Below are 16,923 nucleotides of genomic sequence, written 5' to 3'. Positions count from 1 at the left end.
CGCGGCAGATGGCGCGTTATGCGCTGATTTTGTCTGTGCCGTGCTTCTTGCGATAGCCTTCGAGGAAGCGGGCAATACGCTTGATCGCTTCGGTCAGGTCATCCACATTGGGCAGGAACACCACGCGGAAATGATCCGGTTTTTTCCAGTTGAACCCACTGCCCTGCACCAGCAGGACTTTTTCTTCCAGCAACAGGTCAAGAATGAACTGCTGGTCATCCTTGATCGGGTAAATCTTGGGGTCCAGCCGCGGGAACAGGTACATGGCCGCCGCTGGCTTTTCACAGGTGACACCGGGAATCGCCGTCAGCAACTCATACGCGAGGTCACGCTGCTTGCAAAGGCGTCCGCCCGGGGCCACCAGATCATTGATGCTCTGATAGCCGCCCAGCGCGGTCTGGATGGCCAATTGTCCCGGCACGTTGGCACAGAGGCGCATGGAGGCCAGCATGTTCAAGCCTTCAATATAATCACCAGCATGCCGTTTTTCACCGGACACCACCAGCCAGCCAGCACGGTAGCCGCAGGTACGGTAATTCTTGGACAAGCCGTTGAAGGTCACAAACAGCACATCATCGGCCAGTGAGGCGATGGAGGTGTGCGTGTTGCCGTCATACAGCACCTTGTCGTAAATCTCGTCAGCAAAAATCACCAGGCCGTGATGGCGGGCGATTTCGATAATGCCTTCCAGCGTTTCACGCGGATAAAGCGCACCGGTCGGGTTGTTCGGGTTGATGATGACAATGCCGCGCGTGTTAGCGGTGATCTTGGACTCAATGTCCTTGAGATCAGGCAACCAGCCGGTGTTTTCATCGCACAGGTAGTGGCGGGCAGTACCACCAGCCAGGGTGACAGCCGCTGTCCACAATGGATAGTCGGGCATGGGCACCAGCACCTGGTCGCCATTATTAAGCAGTGCCTGCATTGCCATGACGATGAGCTCGGACACGCCATTGCCGATGATGATGTCATCGATGGTCACACCCGCAATATTCTTCTGCTGGGTGTAGTGCATGATGGCTTTGCGGGCGGCAAACAGGCCCTTGGAGTCGGTGTAACCGGACGCCTGATCCATATTGTGGATCACGTCCTGCAGAATCTCTTCGGGTGCTTCAAAACCAAACGGCGCCGGGTTGCCGATATTCAGTTTGATGATGCGGTGGCCGTCTTCTTCCATTTCGCGCGCGCGCGCCAATACCGGGCCGCGAATGTCGTAGCACACGTTATTGAGTTTGGAAGACTTGAGTAATGGATCCACGGCGGAAAACCTGACGAAAAAAATGTGTTATCTTACATTGTCATAGCCTTATCAGGCAATTTAAAGCCAGGACTGACAACCAATGAAACTGCATTTAACCCAGGCGGCTGGCAACCAGCTGATTACCGGACATGCGCCCGAGTGGGTAGAGGTGAATGCCCAGCGCTATCACGGCAGCCTGCTGGTGCTCCCCAACCTGCTGGTGACCGATTGGCAGGTTGCAGATTTTGATGCGCTGACGGTAGCGGATTTTGAACGCATCGCCGAGCTGGCACCCGAGGTGGTATTGCTGGGCACTGGCGACAAGCACCGGTTTATCCATCCCCGTCTCACGGCGTCACTCACTGCACGCGGCATCCCGGTGGAATGCATGACCACGGCCGCCGCCTGTCGCACTTACAACATCCTCATGGCAGAAGACCGTCACGTCGCCGCCGCCCTGCTGGTCAACCCGGCAGCCAGCTGACTGAACGACTGAATCTTTGTCAGCGCAGCAGGCTGCGCTTTCATTTTGCTTGGAATTTACCCGGCCGCGCGCCCTCCGAACTTCAGAGGCACACAGCCGGGAAGAAGTTACAGACCGCGACGCGAGAAGGTCAGCGTGGCGTTGGTGCCGCCGAAACCAAAGCTGTTGGACAGTGCGGTCTGGATATTGGCGTTATCAATACGCTGGCGCACGATGTTCAGGCCTTCGGCAGCCGGGTCCAGCGTTTCAATATTGGCAGAAGCCGCAATGAAGTTGTTTTCCATCATCAGCAGCGTGTAGATCGCTTCATTCACACCCGCAGCGCCCAGCGCATGGCCAGACAATGACTTGGTGGAAGCAATGGCAGTATTGCTATCGCCAAACACGGCGCGAATGGCTTCCAGTTCCTTCAGATCGCCCACAGGTGTGCTGGTACCGTGGGTGTTGATGTAATCCACACCACCTTCCACGCCTTGCAGCGCCAGGCGCATGCAGCGCTCGGCACCTTCACCGCTTGGGGCTACCATGTCGTAACCATCGGAAGTGGCACCGTAACCAACCACTTCGGCATAAATCTTGGCACCGCGTGCCTTGGCATGCTCATACTCTTCCAGCACCACGATACCGCCGCCGCCAGAGATGACGAAACCATCGCGATTGGCATCATAGGTACGCGATGCCTTTTCAGGCGTGTCGTTGTACTTGCTCGAAAGTGCGCCCATGCCATCGAACATGAAAGACAGCGTCCAGTGCTCTTCCTCGCCACCGCCGGCAAACACGATGTCCTGTTTGCCCAGCTGAATCTGCTCAAGCCCGGCGCCTATGCAATGCGCACTGGTGGCGCAGGCGGAGCTGATGGCGTAATTGATACCCTTGATCTCGGCACCGGTTGCCAGGCAGGCGGAAACACCGCTGGCCATGGCCTTGGTCACCATGTATGGGCCTACGCGACGCACGCCCTTTTCACGCAGGGTATCAATGCCGTTCATGATGCTTTCATGCGAAGCACCGCCCTGGCCCACGATCAGGCCAGTACGGATGTTGGACACCAGTTCCTTGGGCAGGCCAGCATCGGCAATCGCCTCCTGCATGGCCAGCCAGGCATAGGCGTGACCTTTGGCCATGAAGCGCATCAGCTTGCGATCAATTAATTCTTCCACGTTCAGGTTTTTGATTGACCCGGCGACGTGCGAACGCAAGCCCTGGTCAGCATATTCCTGCTGAAAGGTAATACCGGAACGGCCTGCATGCAGGCTGTCCAGCACTTCGGATTTGTTGTTGCCTAGGCTGGAGACGATCCCCATGCCAGTTACTACTACACGACGCATCTCGTGATTCCTCACATTATTGAGTTCAACTTGCCAGATGAACCTTTGAGTCTAGGGTAACCGTGTGACAAAGTCGTTTTTGCGTATGTCATCATGAACATCGCCAACTGCATTGCACCCGATGATACCGTTACCCTGCTTTGCTCTGTTAATTTAAAACCTTGCTTAGAAATTGTCGGTGCGGGTAAACAGGCCCACACGCAGATCTTGCGCATTGTAGATTTCACGCCCATCAATTTCCATATGGGCATCGGCAATCCCCATGACCAGCTTGCGCATGATGACGCGTTTCAGATCAATGCGATAGGTGACAAGTTTGGCGGTAGGCAATACCTGGCCGGTGAATTTCACCTCGCCAGCGCCCAGCGCACGGCCACGGCCCGCGCCACCCATCCAGCCCAGATAGAAGCCCACCAGTTGCCACATGGCATCCAGACCCAGGCAACCAGGCATGACAGGATCACCTTCAAAGTGGCAATTAAAAAACCAGAGATCAGGCTTGATATCCAGTTCGGCCACAATCTGGCCATGACCATATTTGCCGCCATCTTCGGTAATCGACACAATGCGATCGAACATCAGCATGGGGGGCAAGGGAAGTTGCGCATTGCCAGCGCCGAACATTTCGCCCCGGCCACAGGCCAGAAGCTCTTCAAAAGTGAAACTGTTTTGTTTTTGCATGTAATTCTGCTTGTAGGATGCTGATCGGTAAAAAACAGTATTTTCGCCGGAAACGCTTCGAAACGAAAGCCCTTTGAAAATAAACTATATTTTGCAAGGGGTATACCGATCGGTTTACACCCACCGGGAATCTGGCTAAGATGCCGTAACATTTTTTTACATTCACCCTTATCTACCATCAGGATCAAGTCAATGAGTGACCGTCTTTTAGCTGACTGGCAAGCACATGCGTTAAACCTGGAATCCGAAATCAATAAAGTCGTCGTCGGCCAGGAATCGCCGGTGCGGCTGATTACCACCGCCATTTTTGCGCGTGGGCACGTATTGCTTGAAGGCGATGTTGGCGTGGGCAAAACCACCCTGCTGCGCGCCTTTACCCGCGGCATCGGCGGCGGCTACCAGCGTATTGAAGGCACGATAGACCTGATGCCCAACGATCTGGTGTACCACACCTATCTGGGCGAAGATGGCCGCCCGCACGTGAGCCCTGGCCCATTGCTATCCGAAGGTGAAAACCTGGCCGTGTTCTTCTTCAACGAAATCAATCGTGCCCGCCCGCAAGTGCACTCGCTGCTGCTGCGCGTCATGGCCGAGCGCACCCTGTCCGCCTTCAACAAGGAGCACCAGTTCCCGCACATGCTGGTATTTGCTGACCGCAACCAGGTGGAAAAAGAAGAAACCTTTGAAATCCCTTCCGCCGCCCGCGATCGCTTCATGATGGAAATTCCTATCGTGGTACCTAGCGATGCCGATGTCATGGAATCGCTGATGTTCGATACGCGCTTCCACAATGTGGATGCGCTGGTCGAGAGAGTGCCTGCCGGTATTCTGCAGTTTGATCAATTGAATGAATTTGCGGCCCTGGTGCAGGATAAGGTGCAAGCAAGCCCTGCCCTGCGCCGCTATGCCCTCAATCTGTGGCTGGCCACCAAGACACCGGGGCAATACGGTATACAGATCAGTGGCGTCGACATCAACCGCCTGGTCATCGCTGGCGCCAGCCCACGCGGCATGGCCATGATGCTGCGCGCTGCGCGCGTCAATGCCTGGCTCAATGGGCGCGATGCCGTATTGCCGGAAGACATACACGCCGTGTTCCACGAAACCGTGGCGCACCGCCTGGTATTCAGCCCGGTTTATGAGATGCGCCGTACCGAAATTGCGCGTGAATTGCTGTCTGGCATTGTCAATGCCATCAGCGTTCCTTGATTTGACAGGTGCTGAACCCTCGCATGGCCCTGACCTTCATGCTGAACACCGGCGAAACGCCAGGAATTAAGGCCGTTGATTTTACGGAATAGTTGACCGCACATGACCCACGCACTTGCCAAGGAATTCACTTACCAGATCGGCTGGCGCTCCCGTGGCCGCCACGCTGGCCGCCACGCCAGCGTACAGCGCGGGCTGGGCATGGACTTCGTCGGCCATGCACCGCTGATTTCCTATCCCGACCCGCGCCGTATCGACTTGCGTCTGACGCTGCGCGACCCTGCCGAACAGGTGTTTGTGCGCATTTTCAACCAGCGCAGTGCCACACCCATTTACGTGGTGTGCGATCTGTCAGGCTCCATGGGCTTCAGCGGCGAGCACCACAAGCTGCAAATTGCCGCGGAGATTACCGCCTCGGCGGCGTATTCAGCCTCGCGCGTCAACGACCCATTCACCTTTATCGGCTTTGATCAGCAGGTGCGTGAGGACTGGATGTCACACCCCAGCACCCGCCTGCAAGGTGCATATCAGATGGCCGAACGCTTGCGCGATTACCAGCCGCCGCAAGTCGGGGGCGATGGACTGGCGCAGGTCGTGCCCTACCTCTCCCGCGAGCGGGCGCTGATTTTCCTGGTATCCGACTTTCACATGCCCTTGAATGTGCTGGAAGAAGCCTTGGTCGGCATGCAACGCCATCACGTGGTACCCATGGTGCTGTGGGATGCGGCGGAGTATCGCAAGCTGCCGGAGTTTGGCGTAACGCACATTACCGATAGTGAAACCGGCGAGCGCCGCACGGTGTTTTTGCGCGGCGACATGCATGCCCGCATACAGGCGGCCTTTGCCGAACGCCGCGCCGCCCTCAGCGCGCTATTCATGCGTTACGACCTGCCCCCATTTTTCATGGAAGACGGCTTCAAGCCCGACGCCTTAACCGAGTATTTTTACCAGTTTGTGGCTGCTTAATGATGATCAACTCCCGGATACTCTCCCTGATATTGGTAGTTCTCAGCGTGCACGGCATCCCCGCCGCGCTTGCCGATAGCCAACCCAACCCGCAAGTCCTGGTCACTGAGATCAACCCGGCGCGTGACGTCGGCTACCATGTGGGCGATATCCTGCATCGCACCATCATCCTGAAAGCGCCCGCCAGCTACAAGTTGCTGGACACCTCGCTGCCGCTCAAGGGCACGGAGAAAAAATACCGCGGACAGAATCAGGGCGTGGAAGTGCGCTCGGTGGATATCAGCGAAAAACAGCAAGGTGCCTTCAATATTTACACGCTCAAGCTGCAATACCAGGTGTTTACCAACAATGTGGTGGTGAAGCCCAGCCAACTGCCGGCTGAATACGTCAAGTTTGGTGGCGAAGGCCGCGTATTTCAGGTGCGGATTCCTTACTGGAGCTTCCGCATTTCCCCGCTGGCGGTATATGGCTCGGTAAAGATCGAAAACGACATGAGCCAGTTGCGCGGCCCCTTGCTACTGGATGACAGCCAGCAAAAACTGGCGCTGTGGATTGCACTCGGCACGCTGGCACTCTCACTGCTGGGGCTGCTTTATATTCTGGGCAACCGCCGCTGGCTGCCGCGCATGGGTGGAGAATTCGCGCGCGCCTACCGCGACATCAAGAAAATCCGCAAACAGAACCTGGGCCTGCAAACCGGCATGACCCGCATGCACCATGCCCTGAACCAGAGTAGCGGCGGTAGCGTATTCAGCGCCGATGACATCATTGCCCGCAAACCAGGCTTTGCCAGCATGCGCGATGAGCTGAACCAGTTCTTCCGCCTGTCGCGTAGCGTATTTTTTGATGCCACGGCCAAGCACCAGGTGCAGGGTGACCCCGAACAATGGCTGCAACAATTTTGCCGCCACTGCCGCGATTGCGAACGAGGGCTGAACAAGTGAATTTCGTCACACCCTGGGTCCTGCTTTTGTTACCGCTGGCACTGGTGCCACTGCTGCTGGATCGCCAGCACAGCAAGAGTTACTCATGGATGCAGCTGATTCCGCGCGATGGGTTGTCCGATCTGCTGGGGCTGTTGCTCAAGATACTGGCGGCGCTGGCGCTGATGTTCATTATCCTGGGCGTTGCCGGACCTGCCACGCCTTCCCAGCCCATTGAACGCACCGGCATTGGCGCGCAGCTGGTACTGATCATAGACCGCAGTGCCAGTATGGATGACCCCTTTTCCGGCGCGATTGCCAGCGGACGTGCCGGTGAATCCAAAGCCGCCGCCGCCGAACGCCTGATCACCCGCTTCGTCAATGAGCGCAAGAACGATATGTTTGGCATGGTGACCTTCAGCAACTCCGCCATGCATGTGTTGCCGCTAACCGAGAGCAAGGAAGCGATTCTGGCGGCCATCCGCGCGGCTGGCGGCTCGGCGCTGTTCCAGACCAATATCGGCAGCGGCCTGACAACCGGCCTCGCCCAGTTCGACAAGACGCCGGACTCGGGTTCCCGCGCCATTATCCTGCTGTCCGATGGCGGCGGTCGCATAGGCGCTGCCACGCAGGAGAAAATCCGCGACTGGCTGGACCGCATGCACGTCACGCTGTACTGGATCGTGCTGCGCCAGCCGGGCTCCATCAGTATTTTTGATGAGACCTACAAAACGCCGGATGACCGACCACCACCACCGGCGATTGAGCTCAACGATTACTTCAAGACCCTGCGCTCGGGCTACCAGCCCTATGAAGCGGAAGATCCGCAATCGCTGGCAGCCGCGATTCAGGACATCAATCGCAAAGAGAAAAAACCGATCAAGTACATTGAAGAGATTCCCGGCAAGGATTACGCACCGTGGTGCTACAGCATCGCCGCTGTTCTGATTGCCTTGCTGCTTGCCGTTAAATTCATTGAGGTCCGAACATGGCATTAAGTGCTAAAAAATGGACGCTGATCCTCGGCGTCATTGCCATCGCCAGCGCCGCTGTTGCTGCCGGCGAAGCCTACCGTATCCAGCAGATCAAGGCGTTCAACGCTGCCATCAGCAAGGGTGATCCCCCGCAAACTGACAAGCAGTCTTACGAAGCCAAGTTTGCCGTGGCCTACTGGCAGGCCAAAAATGGCAGGCTGCAGGAAGCCACGCTCTTGTTCAGCCAGCTCAATGACCAGGGCACGGATACGCAACGCTCGGCGGTGCAATTCAATATGGGCAATATCTTCTTCCTGCGCGGACTCGCCATCAACGGCACCAACATGACGGTGCGCGACCAGACCGAGTATCTGCTGACCCAAGCAAAAACCGCCTACCAGCAATCCCTGCGGCTGGATAACCACTTCTGGGATGCACGCCATAATCTGGATCGCGTGCTGACCATACTGCCAGCCCACCCTACGCCGGGCGTGGGTGATTCTGATTCGCCCGGTCTGATCATGGGCAATATTCCGGTCGGGCTGCCTTGATCATGTGGCGCACTGAGCTGCTTAAACGCTTTGGGCATTACCTGTGGCACCGCCGCGATGCCGCCATGTTGGCAACCGCGTTTGTGCTGGTGCTGGCAGCGGCATTCAAACCCACCGTGCCCATCCCCCGCAATATCTACAGCTATGTGTTTGTGGTGGATATCAGCCAGAGCATGAACGTGAAGGGCATGTACTGGCATGGCAAGGAAGTCTCGCGCCTGGATTACACCAAGAGCATGCTGCACGACATTATCGGCCGCCTGCCCTGCGGCAGCCGGGTCAGCATCTCGCTGTTTGCGGGGGTTAGTGTGGCCGCGCTTTACACGCCGATTGAGGTCTGTGCCAACTACTCGGCGATTCAGGACACCATCGACCATATGGAGTGGCGCATGGCCTGGTCTGGCAACAGCCGCCTGCGCGACAGTACCGAGTCATTGAGCCGCTTGTTGCGTGCCATGCCGGAAGCTTCGCAAGTGGTGTTTTTTACCGATGGTGAAGAAGCACCCAAGCTGCATGCCTTCAACACGCGCGACCTGAGCACCTTTCAAGGCGGTGGCTGGCTGATGGTGGGCATAGGCAGCATGGACCCGCACCCCATTCCCAAGATGGATGAGTCCAACAAGGTCATCGGCTACTGGTCTGCTGAAAACTTCACCATGCAGCCCGGTATCGCCCAGATTTCGCAGCAGAACTTTGGTAATCGCGACGACAACGTCGCGCCTTCAGAAAATGACCGTTACGCATCCCGGCTGGATGAGGAATACCTGATGCAACTGTCGAAAGAAATCCACGCGACCTATGTGCGTGGCGATAGCCTGCAAGCGGTACGCAGCGCCATGAGCGAACTCAAGCCTTCCCGCCGTGATTTTTCGCCCATGCAGATCGACTGGATACTCGCTACCCTGGCGGGCATCGCCATCATCGGTGCCTATACCCCGCAACGGCTGGTGCATCTGTTCAAGCGCCTGCGGGCAGCCAGAGCCGAACGTCGTCAGCGCGCTGCCGGTTCAGCCGACGTGCGCTCATAAGCCCAGCGCAACTGCACGCGCAAGCGGCGCAAGGATTCCGCATCCGCGCTGTCGGCCAGCAGCACGAGGGCCTGCGGCCAACGCTGGTCCGCACTGCGAAATCGAATCACCGTAAGCGCGCTGGTCACCATGGAGTCCGGCAATATCGTGATCGCCATGGCCTCCCCCTCCTGACGCCAGGCTTGCCAGCCACTTTCAGTTGACCAGCGCAAGCCCACCCATGCCTGCGGAACAGAGCGCCAGGCATGGCGTCGCAGATGCCATACGCTGGCCACCACGATAGCGACGCCGCCCGCCAGCTTCACCCACCATACCAGAGGAACAACCAGCAACATAAGCACTGCGCCGACACTCGCCACCATGAGGATGGCCGCGAGCCGGGGCGATGGACGAAGGTCGACTTGCAGGGGCTTCACGCTATAATGTCCCATTCGATTATTGATGGCTTACTATCATGACGCAATGGCAAGAATTCTTACAGTCCCGCGGCGCCTCTATTGTCGATGGTCGCCTGCTTGATTTCGGTGCCCCCGCCAAAGAGCTGGCCGCCGCCCGGCACGATCATGTCATGGCCGATCTCTCTCATCTGGGTTTGCTGCAGGTAGATGGCGAAGATGCCATTACCTTCCTGCAGGGCCAGCTGACGAATGATATCAACCTGCTGAACGGCAGCAACAGCCACTATGCAGGCTATTGCACCGCCAAAGGCCGCCTGCTGGCCCTGTTTCTCGCCTTTGCCCATCAGGGCCATATCCACCTGCAACTGAATGGCAGCCTGCTGGAACCCATACTCAAACGTTTGAAAATGTACGTGCTACGCTCCAAGGTGGTGATTCAGGATGTGTCGACCACTATCGTGCGCATCGGCGTAGCAGGCAGCAATAGCGAGGCAATTCTGGGGGCCATGTTTGAGTTTGTGCCTACAGAAGTTCACGGCATCAGCACGCAGGAGAATGCCACACTGATCCGTTTGCCTGGCGCACTACCGCGCTTTGAGATTTTCACCTCGCAGGAAAACGCGCAAGAACTCTGGCAAGAACTGGAACAGCACTTTGACCCCGTCGGCCAGACCGGCTGGGACTGGCTGGAAATCGAAGCCGGTATTCCCGAGATATTCCCAGCCACGCAGGAAGCCTTTGTGCCGCAGATGGTGAATCTGGATGCGCTAGGCGGCATCAACTTCAAGAAAGGCTGTTACACCGGCCAGGAAATCGTCGCCCGCACCCATTATCTGGGCAAGGTAAAGCGCCGGTCACTGATTGGCAGCCTGACAGCGACTGACCAGATACCCGCGCCAGGCGATGAGGTATTTATCGGCGAAGGCGAGGCCGTAGGCCAGATAGTTCGCAGCAGCGGCATTGCCGGAGCCGAGGGCCGGGTGCTGGTGGAACTGCGCCAGGAAGCCAGCGAGGGCAAAACCGTAAGCTGGCATCAGCAAGCGATCACCTGGTTACCCATGCCCTACGCTTTTCCTCCGGACAGAAAATAAACCAACAAAAAAGCCCGCTAAATGCGGGCTTTTTTTATGCGAGACGACGCAGCATCAATACGCTAGCAAGCCAGCTCAGCCATTCTTGAAGTTACTGAAAATCACCTGATTACGGCCCAGCGCCTTGGCCTGGTACATGGCGTAATCCGCCCGTTCCAGCACCTGCTCGATGCGTTCGCCATTCTGCACCATGGCTACGCCCAGGCTGGCGGTAAGGTGTATGGGCACATTCTTGTGGTCCACCGGACGCGTTTCCAGCGTCTCGCGGATTTTTTCTGCCAGCAGGCGGGCATTCCGTTCGCTGCAATCCTTGAGCAGGATGAGGAACTCTTCTCCGCCCCAGCGGCAAACAAAGTCTACCGAACGCAAACACGAACGTATGATGAGCGCGACCTCAGTCAGCACCTGGTCACCGGCAAAATGGCCATGGCGATCATTGATCTGCTTGAAATGGTCGATATCCAGCAGGATCACCGCCAGGTCTTTGCCATAGCGTATGCGCTCCTGCATGATGACATCGATGATGATCTCAAAGGCCTTGCGATTGGGCAGGTGCGTCAGCGAGTCCGTAGTCGCCATGGTTTCAATCTGGGTTTGATACCGCTTAAGCGCGAGGTTGGTGAGATAGACCGCCAGGGCCGTCAACAGCAGGCAAATCCCAAGATTGATATACAAGGTATTGCGGATGACTTGCGTGGCTTCACTCTCGTTTTTTTCCACGATCAGATACCACTTGAGCTCGGGAATGTAGCGGGTATTGATCAGGCGATCACTGCCTTTGTAGCGGTATTCAAATGAGCCGGTCTCCTGCGAAGTAATCTGCGGCAACAGGGCGTGCAATTCAGGCAATTCGCGCACATGGCTGCCGGAGATATGCTGCTTGCTGCCGGACAGCATCACAGTACCTTCGGAGGTGATGAAATACACCGAGCGGCGGAATTTCTCCTGGTAGCCGTCAATCAACCCTTTGACCGAATCCACCGTGAGGCCCACACCCACGGCGCCTATATAGTTTTTCGCATAATCGTAAACACGATAATTGACGAAAATCGTCAGCGCATCCTGATGCGCGAGGTCTTTGTCTACATTGATTTCATAAGGCTGATTGAGATCCCGCACCCGGAAATACCACACATCGCGGGGCTCGGTCTTCTGCACTTTTTTCAGAACGCCGTTGCCGTAATAGTACTGGCGGGTTTTTTCCGAGACGAAAAAGCTGATGAAAGTACCGTAGGTACTCTGGATTTCCTGCAGGTATTTGCTGATGGAATCGACACGCCGTTCGCCATCCAGCACCCAGTCGCGCAGGAAGGTATCCGAAGCCATCATGGAGGAAATGAAGACAGGCCGGACCAGGTCGCGCTGAATCTCGGAATAGACATTGTCTGCCGTGAGCGGCAACTCGTTATCGCTGATGGCGCGGTGAATAGAGGCTTTGGACACGGAGTAGCTCATCAGCGAAATGCTGATACCGCCCATCGCCAGGACAAGCGTCAATAAAAAAATGAGCTTGTGTCTATTCATGATGAATTTACCCATGAAGTCGAACTCTTATTTTTGTGGTGCAGCGGGCGGTGCAGGTTGTGCAACGGGCGCTTTATCGATCACCTGATAAAACACTTCATCCTGCTTGATCATTCCCAGCTCACTGCGGGCGCGCTCTTCAATGGCAGCAAAGCCCTGTTTCAGATCACGCACTTCTGCGTCCAGTGTATCATTTCGCGCTTTTAACTGAGCGTTCTTGTCTTTCTGCTCGCTGATTTGCCGGTTCAAGTCCCACACCCGCAACCAGCTGCCTTTGCCCAGCCACAAGGGATACTGCAGCGTCGCAATCAGTATGACAAAAATAAGGGTTAAAAATCGCATGGATACGTTTTAAATAACAATGCGCAGTCTGCCAGGCAAACTGCGCATGTTGATTTAATCCGGCAAGTGCTTAGCGAGCCAGATGATAGAAGGCATCGATGCCAGCGTAGCTGGTTGCGTCGCCCAGCTCTTCTTCAATACGCAAGAGCTGGTTGTACTTGGCAATGCGCTCGGAACGGGACAGGGAGCCGGTCTTGATCTGCAAGGCATTGGTGGCTACCGAGATATCCGCAATCGTAGTGTCTTCGGTTTCACCGGAGCGATGCGAGATCACCGAGGTGTAACCCGCGCGCTTGGCGGTTTCAATGGTCTGGAAGGTTTCGGTCAGGGTACCGATCTGGTTGACCTTGATCAGCACGGAGTTAGCTACGCCCTTCTGGATGCCTTCACGCAGGATCTTGGCGTTGGTGACGAAAAGATCATCACCCACCAGCTGCACGTTTTTGCCCATGCGGTCAGTCAGCAGCTTCCAGCCATCCCAGTCATGCTCGGACATGCCGTCTTCAATGCTGATGATGGGGTATTTGTCGACCCAGGTTGCCAGATAGTCAGAGAACTGGGCGGAGGTCAGTTGCAGGCCTTCGGATTCCAGGTGATACATGCCATTCTTGTAGAACTCGGAGCTGGCGCAGTCCAGGCCCAGCAGAATGTCGCGGCCTGGCTCGTAGCCAGCAGCGGAAATGGCTTCCAGAATCAGCTGAATGGCAGATTCGTTGGATGGCAGGTCAGGCGCAAAGCCGCCTTCATCGCCCACGGTAGTGGCCAGACCCTTCTTGTGCAGGGTCTTCTTCAGGGCGTGGAATACTTCAGCGCCTGCACGCAGGGCTTCGCGGAAGCTGGGCAGGCCAGCTGGAATAATCATGAATTCTTGCATGTCGACGCTGTTTTCAGCGTGCGCGCCACCATTGATGATGTTCATCATGGGGGTAGGCAGTTGCATGAAACCGGAACCACCCAGGTAACGGTACAGTGGCAGGCCGGATTCTTCGGCAGCGGCACGCGCACATGCCATGGAAACCGCGAGGATGGCATTGGCACCCAGACGGCTCTTGTTTTCCGTGCCGTCGAGATCAATCAGGGTGGTGTCGATAAAGCTTTGCTCTTCCACATCCAGGCCCACAATCGCTTCAGCGATTTCGGTATTCACGTTTTCAACGGCTTGCAGTACACCTTTGCCCAGGTAGCGACCCGTATCACCGTCACGCAGCTCGACGGCTTCCTTGGTGCCAGTAGAAGCACCGGAAGGCACGGCAGCGCGGCCAATAATGCCGGACTCCAGCAACACATCCGCTTCTACCGTCGGGTTACCGCGGGAATCAATAATCTCGCGGGCAATGATGTCTACAATTGCGCTCATGCTTTTTCTTCCTTTATATAAAAACTTGAATGGTTCTGCCCCGGGGACAGGTACATGCGAATAAAAAAAACGGTACTTAATAAACGGTATTTATGGGTATGACGTATGGATCTGTGGCACTGCCTGCGGACCTCTCCGCCGACAGGCTCCTGTTATAGCGTATGCTCGATAAAACCGGCTTTTTTAACCACGCGATCCAGTTCCACCAGCACCTGCAGCAAGTCTTTCATCTTGGGCAAAGGCCAGGCATTCGGGCCATCTGACAGCGCCTTGCTGGGGTCAGGATGGGTCTCCATGAACAGACCGGCAATACCACTGGCCACAGCCGCACGGGCCAGGACTGGTACGAACTCGCGCTGGCCGCCACTCTTGTCGCCCTGACCACCGGGCTGCTGCACCGAGTGGGTGGCATCAAACACCACCGGACATTGTGTCTCGCGCATGATAGCAAGTCCGCGCATATCCGACACCAGGGTGTTGTAACCAAACGAAGCACCGCGCTCGCAAACCATGATGGTATCGGCGCCGCCATTGGCTTCCTTGGCTTTTTGCACGACCTGTTTCATGTCGCCTGGCGCCAGGAACTGGCCTTTCTTGATATTCACCGGCTTGCCGCAGGTAGCGACGGCGGTAATGAAATCGGTCTGGCGGCACAGAAATGCGGGCGTTTGCAATACATCGACTACAGCCGCCACATGCGGCACCTGCTCTTCGGTATGCACATCAGTCAGGATAGGCACGCCGATCTGCGCACGCACATCGTCCAGGATACGCAGGCCTTCTTCCATGCCAAAGCCGCGAAAGGTCTTGGTGGAGCTGCGATTGGCCTTGTCGTAAGAAGACTTGTAGATGAAGGGAATACCGATCGCCGCGGCGATTTCCTTCAACTGCCCGGCAGTATCAATCGCCATTTGCTTGGACTCAATGACACATGGGCCAGCGATCAGAAAAATCGGATGCTCGATACCAACATCAAAACCACATAATTTCATACTTTTACGCCTTTAATAATTGCCCATGCTCACCAGGCAGATCGCCCATCAAGCTGTCTGCGACGGAAAACTCAGGGGAGACAGGCTCCCCTTTCAAACCAGCCTATTTGTTTTTTCTGGCTAATGCCGCCTGCACATAAGCCTTGAACAGCGGATGGCCGGTACGCGGATTGGAAGTGAATTCCGGGTGGAACTGACACGCCACAAACCAGGGGTGCACATCCTGCGGCAACTCGATCATTTCACAGAGATTTTCTGTGGGGGTGCGCGCCGAAATCACCAGGCCTGCCGCCTGCAATTGTTCAACATAATGATTGTTGACTTCATAGCGATGGCGATGGCGTTCGTTGACTTCGCTGCCATAAATAGCAGCCGCCATGGTGCCCGGCTCGATAGGACACTTCTGCGCACCCAGACGCATGGTGCCGCCCAGGTCGGAGTCTTCGCTGCGCACTTCCACATTGCCGCTGGCGTCTTTCCACTCGGTGATCAGGCCAACCAGAGGATGTGGACTATCCGGATTGAATTCGGTGCTATTGGCATCGGCAAGACCTGCCACATCACGGGCAAATTCAATCACCGCCAGCTGCATGCCGAGGCAGATGCCCAGATAAGGCACTTTGTTTTCACGGGCATAGCGGATAGCGGCAATCTTGCCTTCGGTGCCGCGCTTGCCAAAGCCACCGGGAACCAGAATGGCGTCCATGGCCTTCAATGCGCCAGTGCCGTTTTTCTCGATATCTTCGGAATCGATGTAGTGGATCTTGACCTTGGATTCGGTATGAATCCCCGCGTGTATCAGGGCTTCGGTCAGCGATTTATAGGATTCAGTCAGGTCTACATATTTGCCTACGAAGGCAATATTGACTTCGTAGCGTGGGTTTGCCAGCGCATGCACGATCTTGTTCCAGCTGGAAAGATCGGCAGCACGTGCCAGAATATTCAGTTTGTGACAGACGATTTCGTCCAGCATCTGGTCATGCAGCAGGCCAGGAATCTGATAGATGGAGCTGGCATCAATCGCGGAAATAACCGCTTCTGGTGGCACATTGGTGAAAAGCGCGATCTTGCGGCGCTCATCATCAGGAATACTACGGTCAGCACGACACAGCAGGATATCGGGCTGAATACCGATTTCACGCAACTCTTTCACCGAGTGCTGGGTAGGCTTGGTCTTGAGTTCGCCTGCAGTAGGAATCCAGGGCAACAGCGTCAGGTGGATATAACAGGCGTTGGACTTGCCTTCTTCTATCCCCATCTGGCGAATCGCCTCCAGGAATGGCAGGGACTCAATATCGCCTACCGTGCCGCCCACTTCAACGATGGCAACATCGGCACCTTCGGCGCCACGCTTGATGTGGGCCTTGATCTCGTCAGTGATGTGCGGAATGACTTGTACCGTCTTGCCCAGATATTCGCCGCGACGTTCTTTCTTGATCACGGTTTCGTAAATCTGGCCAGTGGTGAAATTATTGCGTTTGGCCATGCGGGCGCTGATAAAGCGCTCATAGTGGCCGAGGTCGAGGTCGGTTTCAGCGCCGTCGTCGGTGACAAACACTTCACCGTGCTGAAACGGGCTCATGGTGCCCGGGTCGACGTTAATGTAGGGATCTAGCTTGAGCATGGTAACTTTGATACCACGCGATTCGAGAATTGCGCCTAAGCTTGCGGCTGCAATGCCTTTACCAAGTGAGGAAACAACCCCGCCGGTAACGAATACGTATTTGGTCATGTGATGGAGCTTTTCGGACATTGCGGACGGAAGCGTATTTTACTGGAAACGGTCATTCGCCACAAATGACAATTGGCCTTATCGACCGCCTCTGTGCGTCCAG

The 16,923-nt window shown here is 56.1% G+C and carries 17 protein-coding genes; 8 read left to right on the top strand and 9 right to left on the bottom strand.

Going from position 1 to position 16,923, the window contains the following annotated elements; translation table 11 throughout:
* Nucleotides 1-16: 16 nt before the first annotated feature.
* The gene (locus tag MPQ_RS04470) at nt 17-1,258 is read right to left on the bottom strand and encodes a pyridoxal phosphate-dependent aminotransferase (protein ID WP_013441703.1); all 1,242 of its coding nucleotides are present in this window, start codon (nt 1,256-1,258) and stop codon (nt 17-19) included.
* An 82-nt stretch (nt 1,259-1,340) separates the two neighbouring features.
* Between MPQ_RS04470 and MPQ_RS04465 the strand changes: the two genes are divergently transcribed.
* The gene (locus tag MPQ_RS04465; RefSeq protein WP_013441702.1) at nt 1,341-1,724 is read left to right on the top strand and encodes an Mth938-like domain-containing protein; all 384 of its coding nucleotides are present in this window, start codon (nt 1,341-1,343) and stop codon (nt 1,722-1,724) included.
* Nucleotides 1,725-1,831: 107 nt separating this feature from the next.
* Here the strand turns inward: MPQ_RS04465 and fabB are convergent, their stop codons facing one another.
* Together fabB and fabA are read right to left on the bottom strand one after the other, a co-directional pair.
* Nucleotides 1,832-3,052: a beta-ketoacyl-ACP synthase I gene (gene fabB, locus MPQ_RS04460; protein WP_013441701.1), complete on the bottom strand. Its 1,221-nt coding sequence runs from the start codon at nt 3,050-3,052 to the stop codon at nt 1,832-1,834.
* A 165-nt stretch (nt 3,053-3,217) separates the two neighbouring features.
* Nucleotides 3,218-3,733 carry a 3-hydroxyacyl-[acyl-carrier-protein] dehydratase FabA gene (fabA, locus tag MPQ_RS04455; RefSeq protein ID WP_013441700.1) on the bottom strand — a complete coding sequence of 172 codons (516 nt, stop codon included), beginning with the start codon at nt 3,731-3,733 and terminating at the stop codon, nt 3,218-3,220.
* A gap of 192 nt (nt 3,734-3,925) precedes the next feature.
* Here fabA and MPQ_RS04450 point away from each other — a divergent pair, with 192 nt between their 5' ends.
* The 6 genes from MPQ_RS04450 (at nt 3,926) to MPQ_RS04425 (ending at nt 9,384) form a co-directional block, all read left to right on the top strand.
* Nucleotides 3,926-4,942, top strand: a complete 1,017-nt coding sequence (locus MPQ_RS04450; RefSeq protein WP_013441699.1) for a MoxR family ATPase — start codon at nt 3,926-3,928, stop codon at nt 4,940-4,942.
* 102 nt (nt 4,943-5,044) lie between these two features.
* On the top strand, nt 5,045-5,908 hold the full coding sequence (locus tag MPQ_RS04445; RefSeq protein ID WP_013441698.1) for a DUF58 domain-containing protein: 864 nt from the start codon (nt 5,045-5,047) through the stop codon (nt 5,906-5,908).
* Complete coding sequence (locus tag MPQ_RS04440; protein WP_013441697.1) at nt 5,908-6,852, top strand: hypothetical protein; 945 nt, start codon at nt 5,908-5,910, stop codon at nt 6,850-6,852. Before MPQ_RS04445 ends, MPQ_RS04440 begins: the two co-directional genes overlap by 1 nt.
* Entirely contained in the window at nt 6,849-7,829 is a 981-nt protein-coding gene (locus MPQ_RS04435) for a VWA domain-containing protein (protein ID WP_041362038.1), read from the top strand. Before MPQ_RS04440 ends, MPQ_RS04435 begins: the two co-directional genes overlap by 4 nt.
* On the top strand, nt 7,820-8,356 hold the full coding sequence (locus MPQ_RS04430) for a hypothetical protein (RefSeq protein ID WP_013441695.1): 537 nt from the start codon (nt 7,820-7,822) through the stop codon (nt 8,354-8,356). Before MPQ_RS04435 ends, MPQ_RS04430 begins: the two co-directional genes overlap by 10 nt.
* Before the next feature lie 2 nt (nt 8,357-8,358).
* Nucleotides 8,359-9,384 (top strand): vWA domain-containing protein, encoded by a 1,026-nt coding sequence (locus MPQ_RS04425; protein WP_013441694.1) that lies wholly within the window; start codon nt 8,359-8,361, stop codon nt 9,382-9,384.
* On the opposite strand, the gene MPQ_RS04420 is transcribed toward MPQ_RS04425, so the two are convergent.
* A complete protein-coding gene (locus MPQ_RS04420; RefSeq protein WP_238525346.1) occupies nt 9,348-9,800 on the bottom strand; it encodes a protein YgfX in 453 nt (150 codons plus the stop codon). The genes MPQ_RS04425 and MPQ_RS04420 overlap by 37 nt on opposite strands.
* 38 nt (nt 9,801-9,838) lie before the next feature.
* Here MPQ_RS04420 and MPQ_RS04415 point away from each other — a divergent pair, with 38 nt between their 5' ends.
* Nucleotides 9,839-10,873, top strand: coding sequence for a folate-binding protein YgfZ (locus MPQ_RS04415; RefSeq protein WP_013441692.1), 1,035 nt, complete (start codon nt 9,839-9,841; stop codon nt 10,871-10,873).
* A 75-nt stretch (nt 10,874-10,948) separates the two neighbouring features.
* On the opposite strand, the gene MPQ_RS04410 is transcribed toward MPQ_RS04415, so the two are convergent.
* From MPQ_RS04410 to MPQ_RS04390, 5 genes are all read right to left on the bottom strand, one after another.
* A complete protein-coding gene (locus MPQ_RS04410) occupies nt 10,949-12,397 on the bottom strand; it encodes a sensor domain-containing diguanylate cyclase (protein ID WP_238525345.1) in 1,449 nt (482 codons plus the stop codon).
* 27 nt (nt 12,398-12,424) lie between these two features.
* On the bottom strand, nt 12,425-12,739 hold the full coding sequence (gene ftsB / locus MPQ_RS04405; protein WP_013441690.1) for a cell division protein FtsB: 315 nt from the start codon (nt 12,737-12,739) through the stop codon (nt 12,425-12,427).
* A 70-nt stretch (nt 12,740-12,809) separates the two neighbouring features.
* Nucleotides 12,810-14,096, bottom strand: a complete 1,287-nt coding sequence (gene eno / locus MPQ_RS04400) for a phosphopyruvate hydratase (RefSeq protein ID WP_013441689.1) — start codon at nt 14,094-14,096, stop codon at nt 12,810-12,812.
* Between the two features lie 152 nt (nt 14,097-14,248).
* Nucleotides 14,249-15,088, bottom strand: coding sequence for a 3-deoxy-8-phosphooctulonate synthase (kdsA, locus tag MPQ_RS04395; RefSeq protein WP_013441688.1), 840 nt, complete (start codon nt 15,086-15,088; stop codon nt 14,249-14,251).
* Nucleotides 15,089-15,191: 103 nt separating this feature from the next.
* A complete protein-coding gene (locus MPQ_RS04390; RefSeq protein WP_013441687.1) occupies nt 15,192-16,820 on the bottom strand; it encodes a CTP synthase in 1,629 nt (542 codons plus the stop codon).
* Nucleotides 16,821-16,923 lie beyond the last annotated feature (103 nt).

It is taken from the genome of Methylovorus sp. MP688, assembly GCF_000183115.1.
GTDB classification, from domain to species: Bacteria; Pseudomonadota; Gammaproteobacteria; order Burkholderiales; family Methylophilaceae; genus Methylovorus; species Methylovorus glucosotrophus.
Note: the sequence above shows the minus strand (reverse complement) of the source record. Positions and strands in the feature narration are given on the sequence as shown.

Coding starts and splice junctions, on each gene's coding strand:
- MPQ_RS04465 (WP_013441702.1), top strand. CDS start 1,341: ATGAAACTGCATTTAACCCAGGCGGCTGGCAACCAGCTGATTACCGGA.
- fabB (WP_013441701.1), bottom strand. CDS start 3,052: ATGCGTCGTGTAGTAGTAACTGGCATGGGGATCGTCTCCAGCCTAGGC.
- fabA (WP_013441700.1), bottom strand. CDS start 3,733: ATGCAAAAACAAAACAGTTTCACTTTTGAAGAGCTTCTGGCCTGTGGC.
- MPQ_RS04450 (WP_013441699.1), top strand. CDS start 3,926: ATGAGTGACCGTCTTTTAGCTGACTGGCAAGCACATGCGTTAAACCTG.
- MPQ_RS04445 (WP_013441698.1), top strand. CDS start 5,045: ATGACCCACGCACTTGCCAAGGAATTCACTTACCAGATCGGCTGGCGC.
- MPQ_RS04440 (WP_013441697.1), top strand. CDS start 5,908: ATGATGATCAACTCCCGGATACTCTCCCTGATATTGGTAGTTCTCAGC.
- MPQ_RS04430 (WP_013441695.1), top strand. CDS start 7,820: ATGGCATTAAGTGCTAAAAAATGGACGCTGATCCTCGGCGTCATTGCC.
- MPQ_RS04425 (WP_013441694.1), top strand. CDS start 8,359: ATGTGGCGCACTGAGCTGCTTAAACGCTTTGGGCATTACCTGTGGCAC.
- MPQ_RS04415 (WP_013441692.1), top strand. CDS start 9,839: ATGACGCAATGGCAAGAATTCTTACAGTCCCGCGGCGCCTCTATTGTC.
- MPQ_RS04410 (WP_238525345.1), bottom strand. CDS start 12,397: ATGAATAGACACAAGCTCATTTTTTTATTGACGCTTGTCCTGGCGATG.
- ftsB (WP_013441690.1), bottom strand. CDS start 12,739: ATGCGATTTTTAACCCTTATTTTTGTCATACTGATTGCGACGCTGCAG.
- eno (WP_013441689.1), bottom strand. CDS start 14,096: ATGAGCGCAATTGTAGACATCATTGCCCGCGAGATTATTGATTCCCGC.
- kdsA (WP_013441688.1), bottom strand. CDS start 15,088: ATGAAATTATGTGGTTTTGATGTTGGTATCGAGCATCCGATTTTTCTG.
- MPQ_RS04390 (WP_013441687.1), bottom strand. CDS start 16,820: ATGACCAAATACGTATTCGTTACCGGCGGGGTTGTTTCCTCACTTGGT.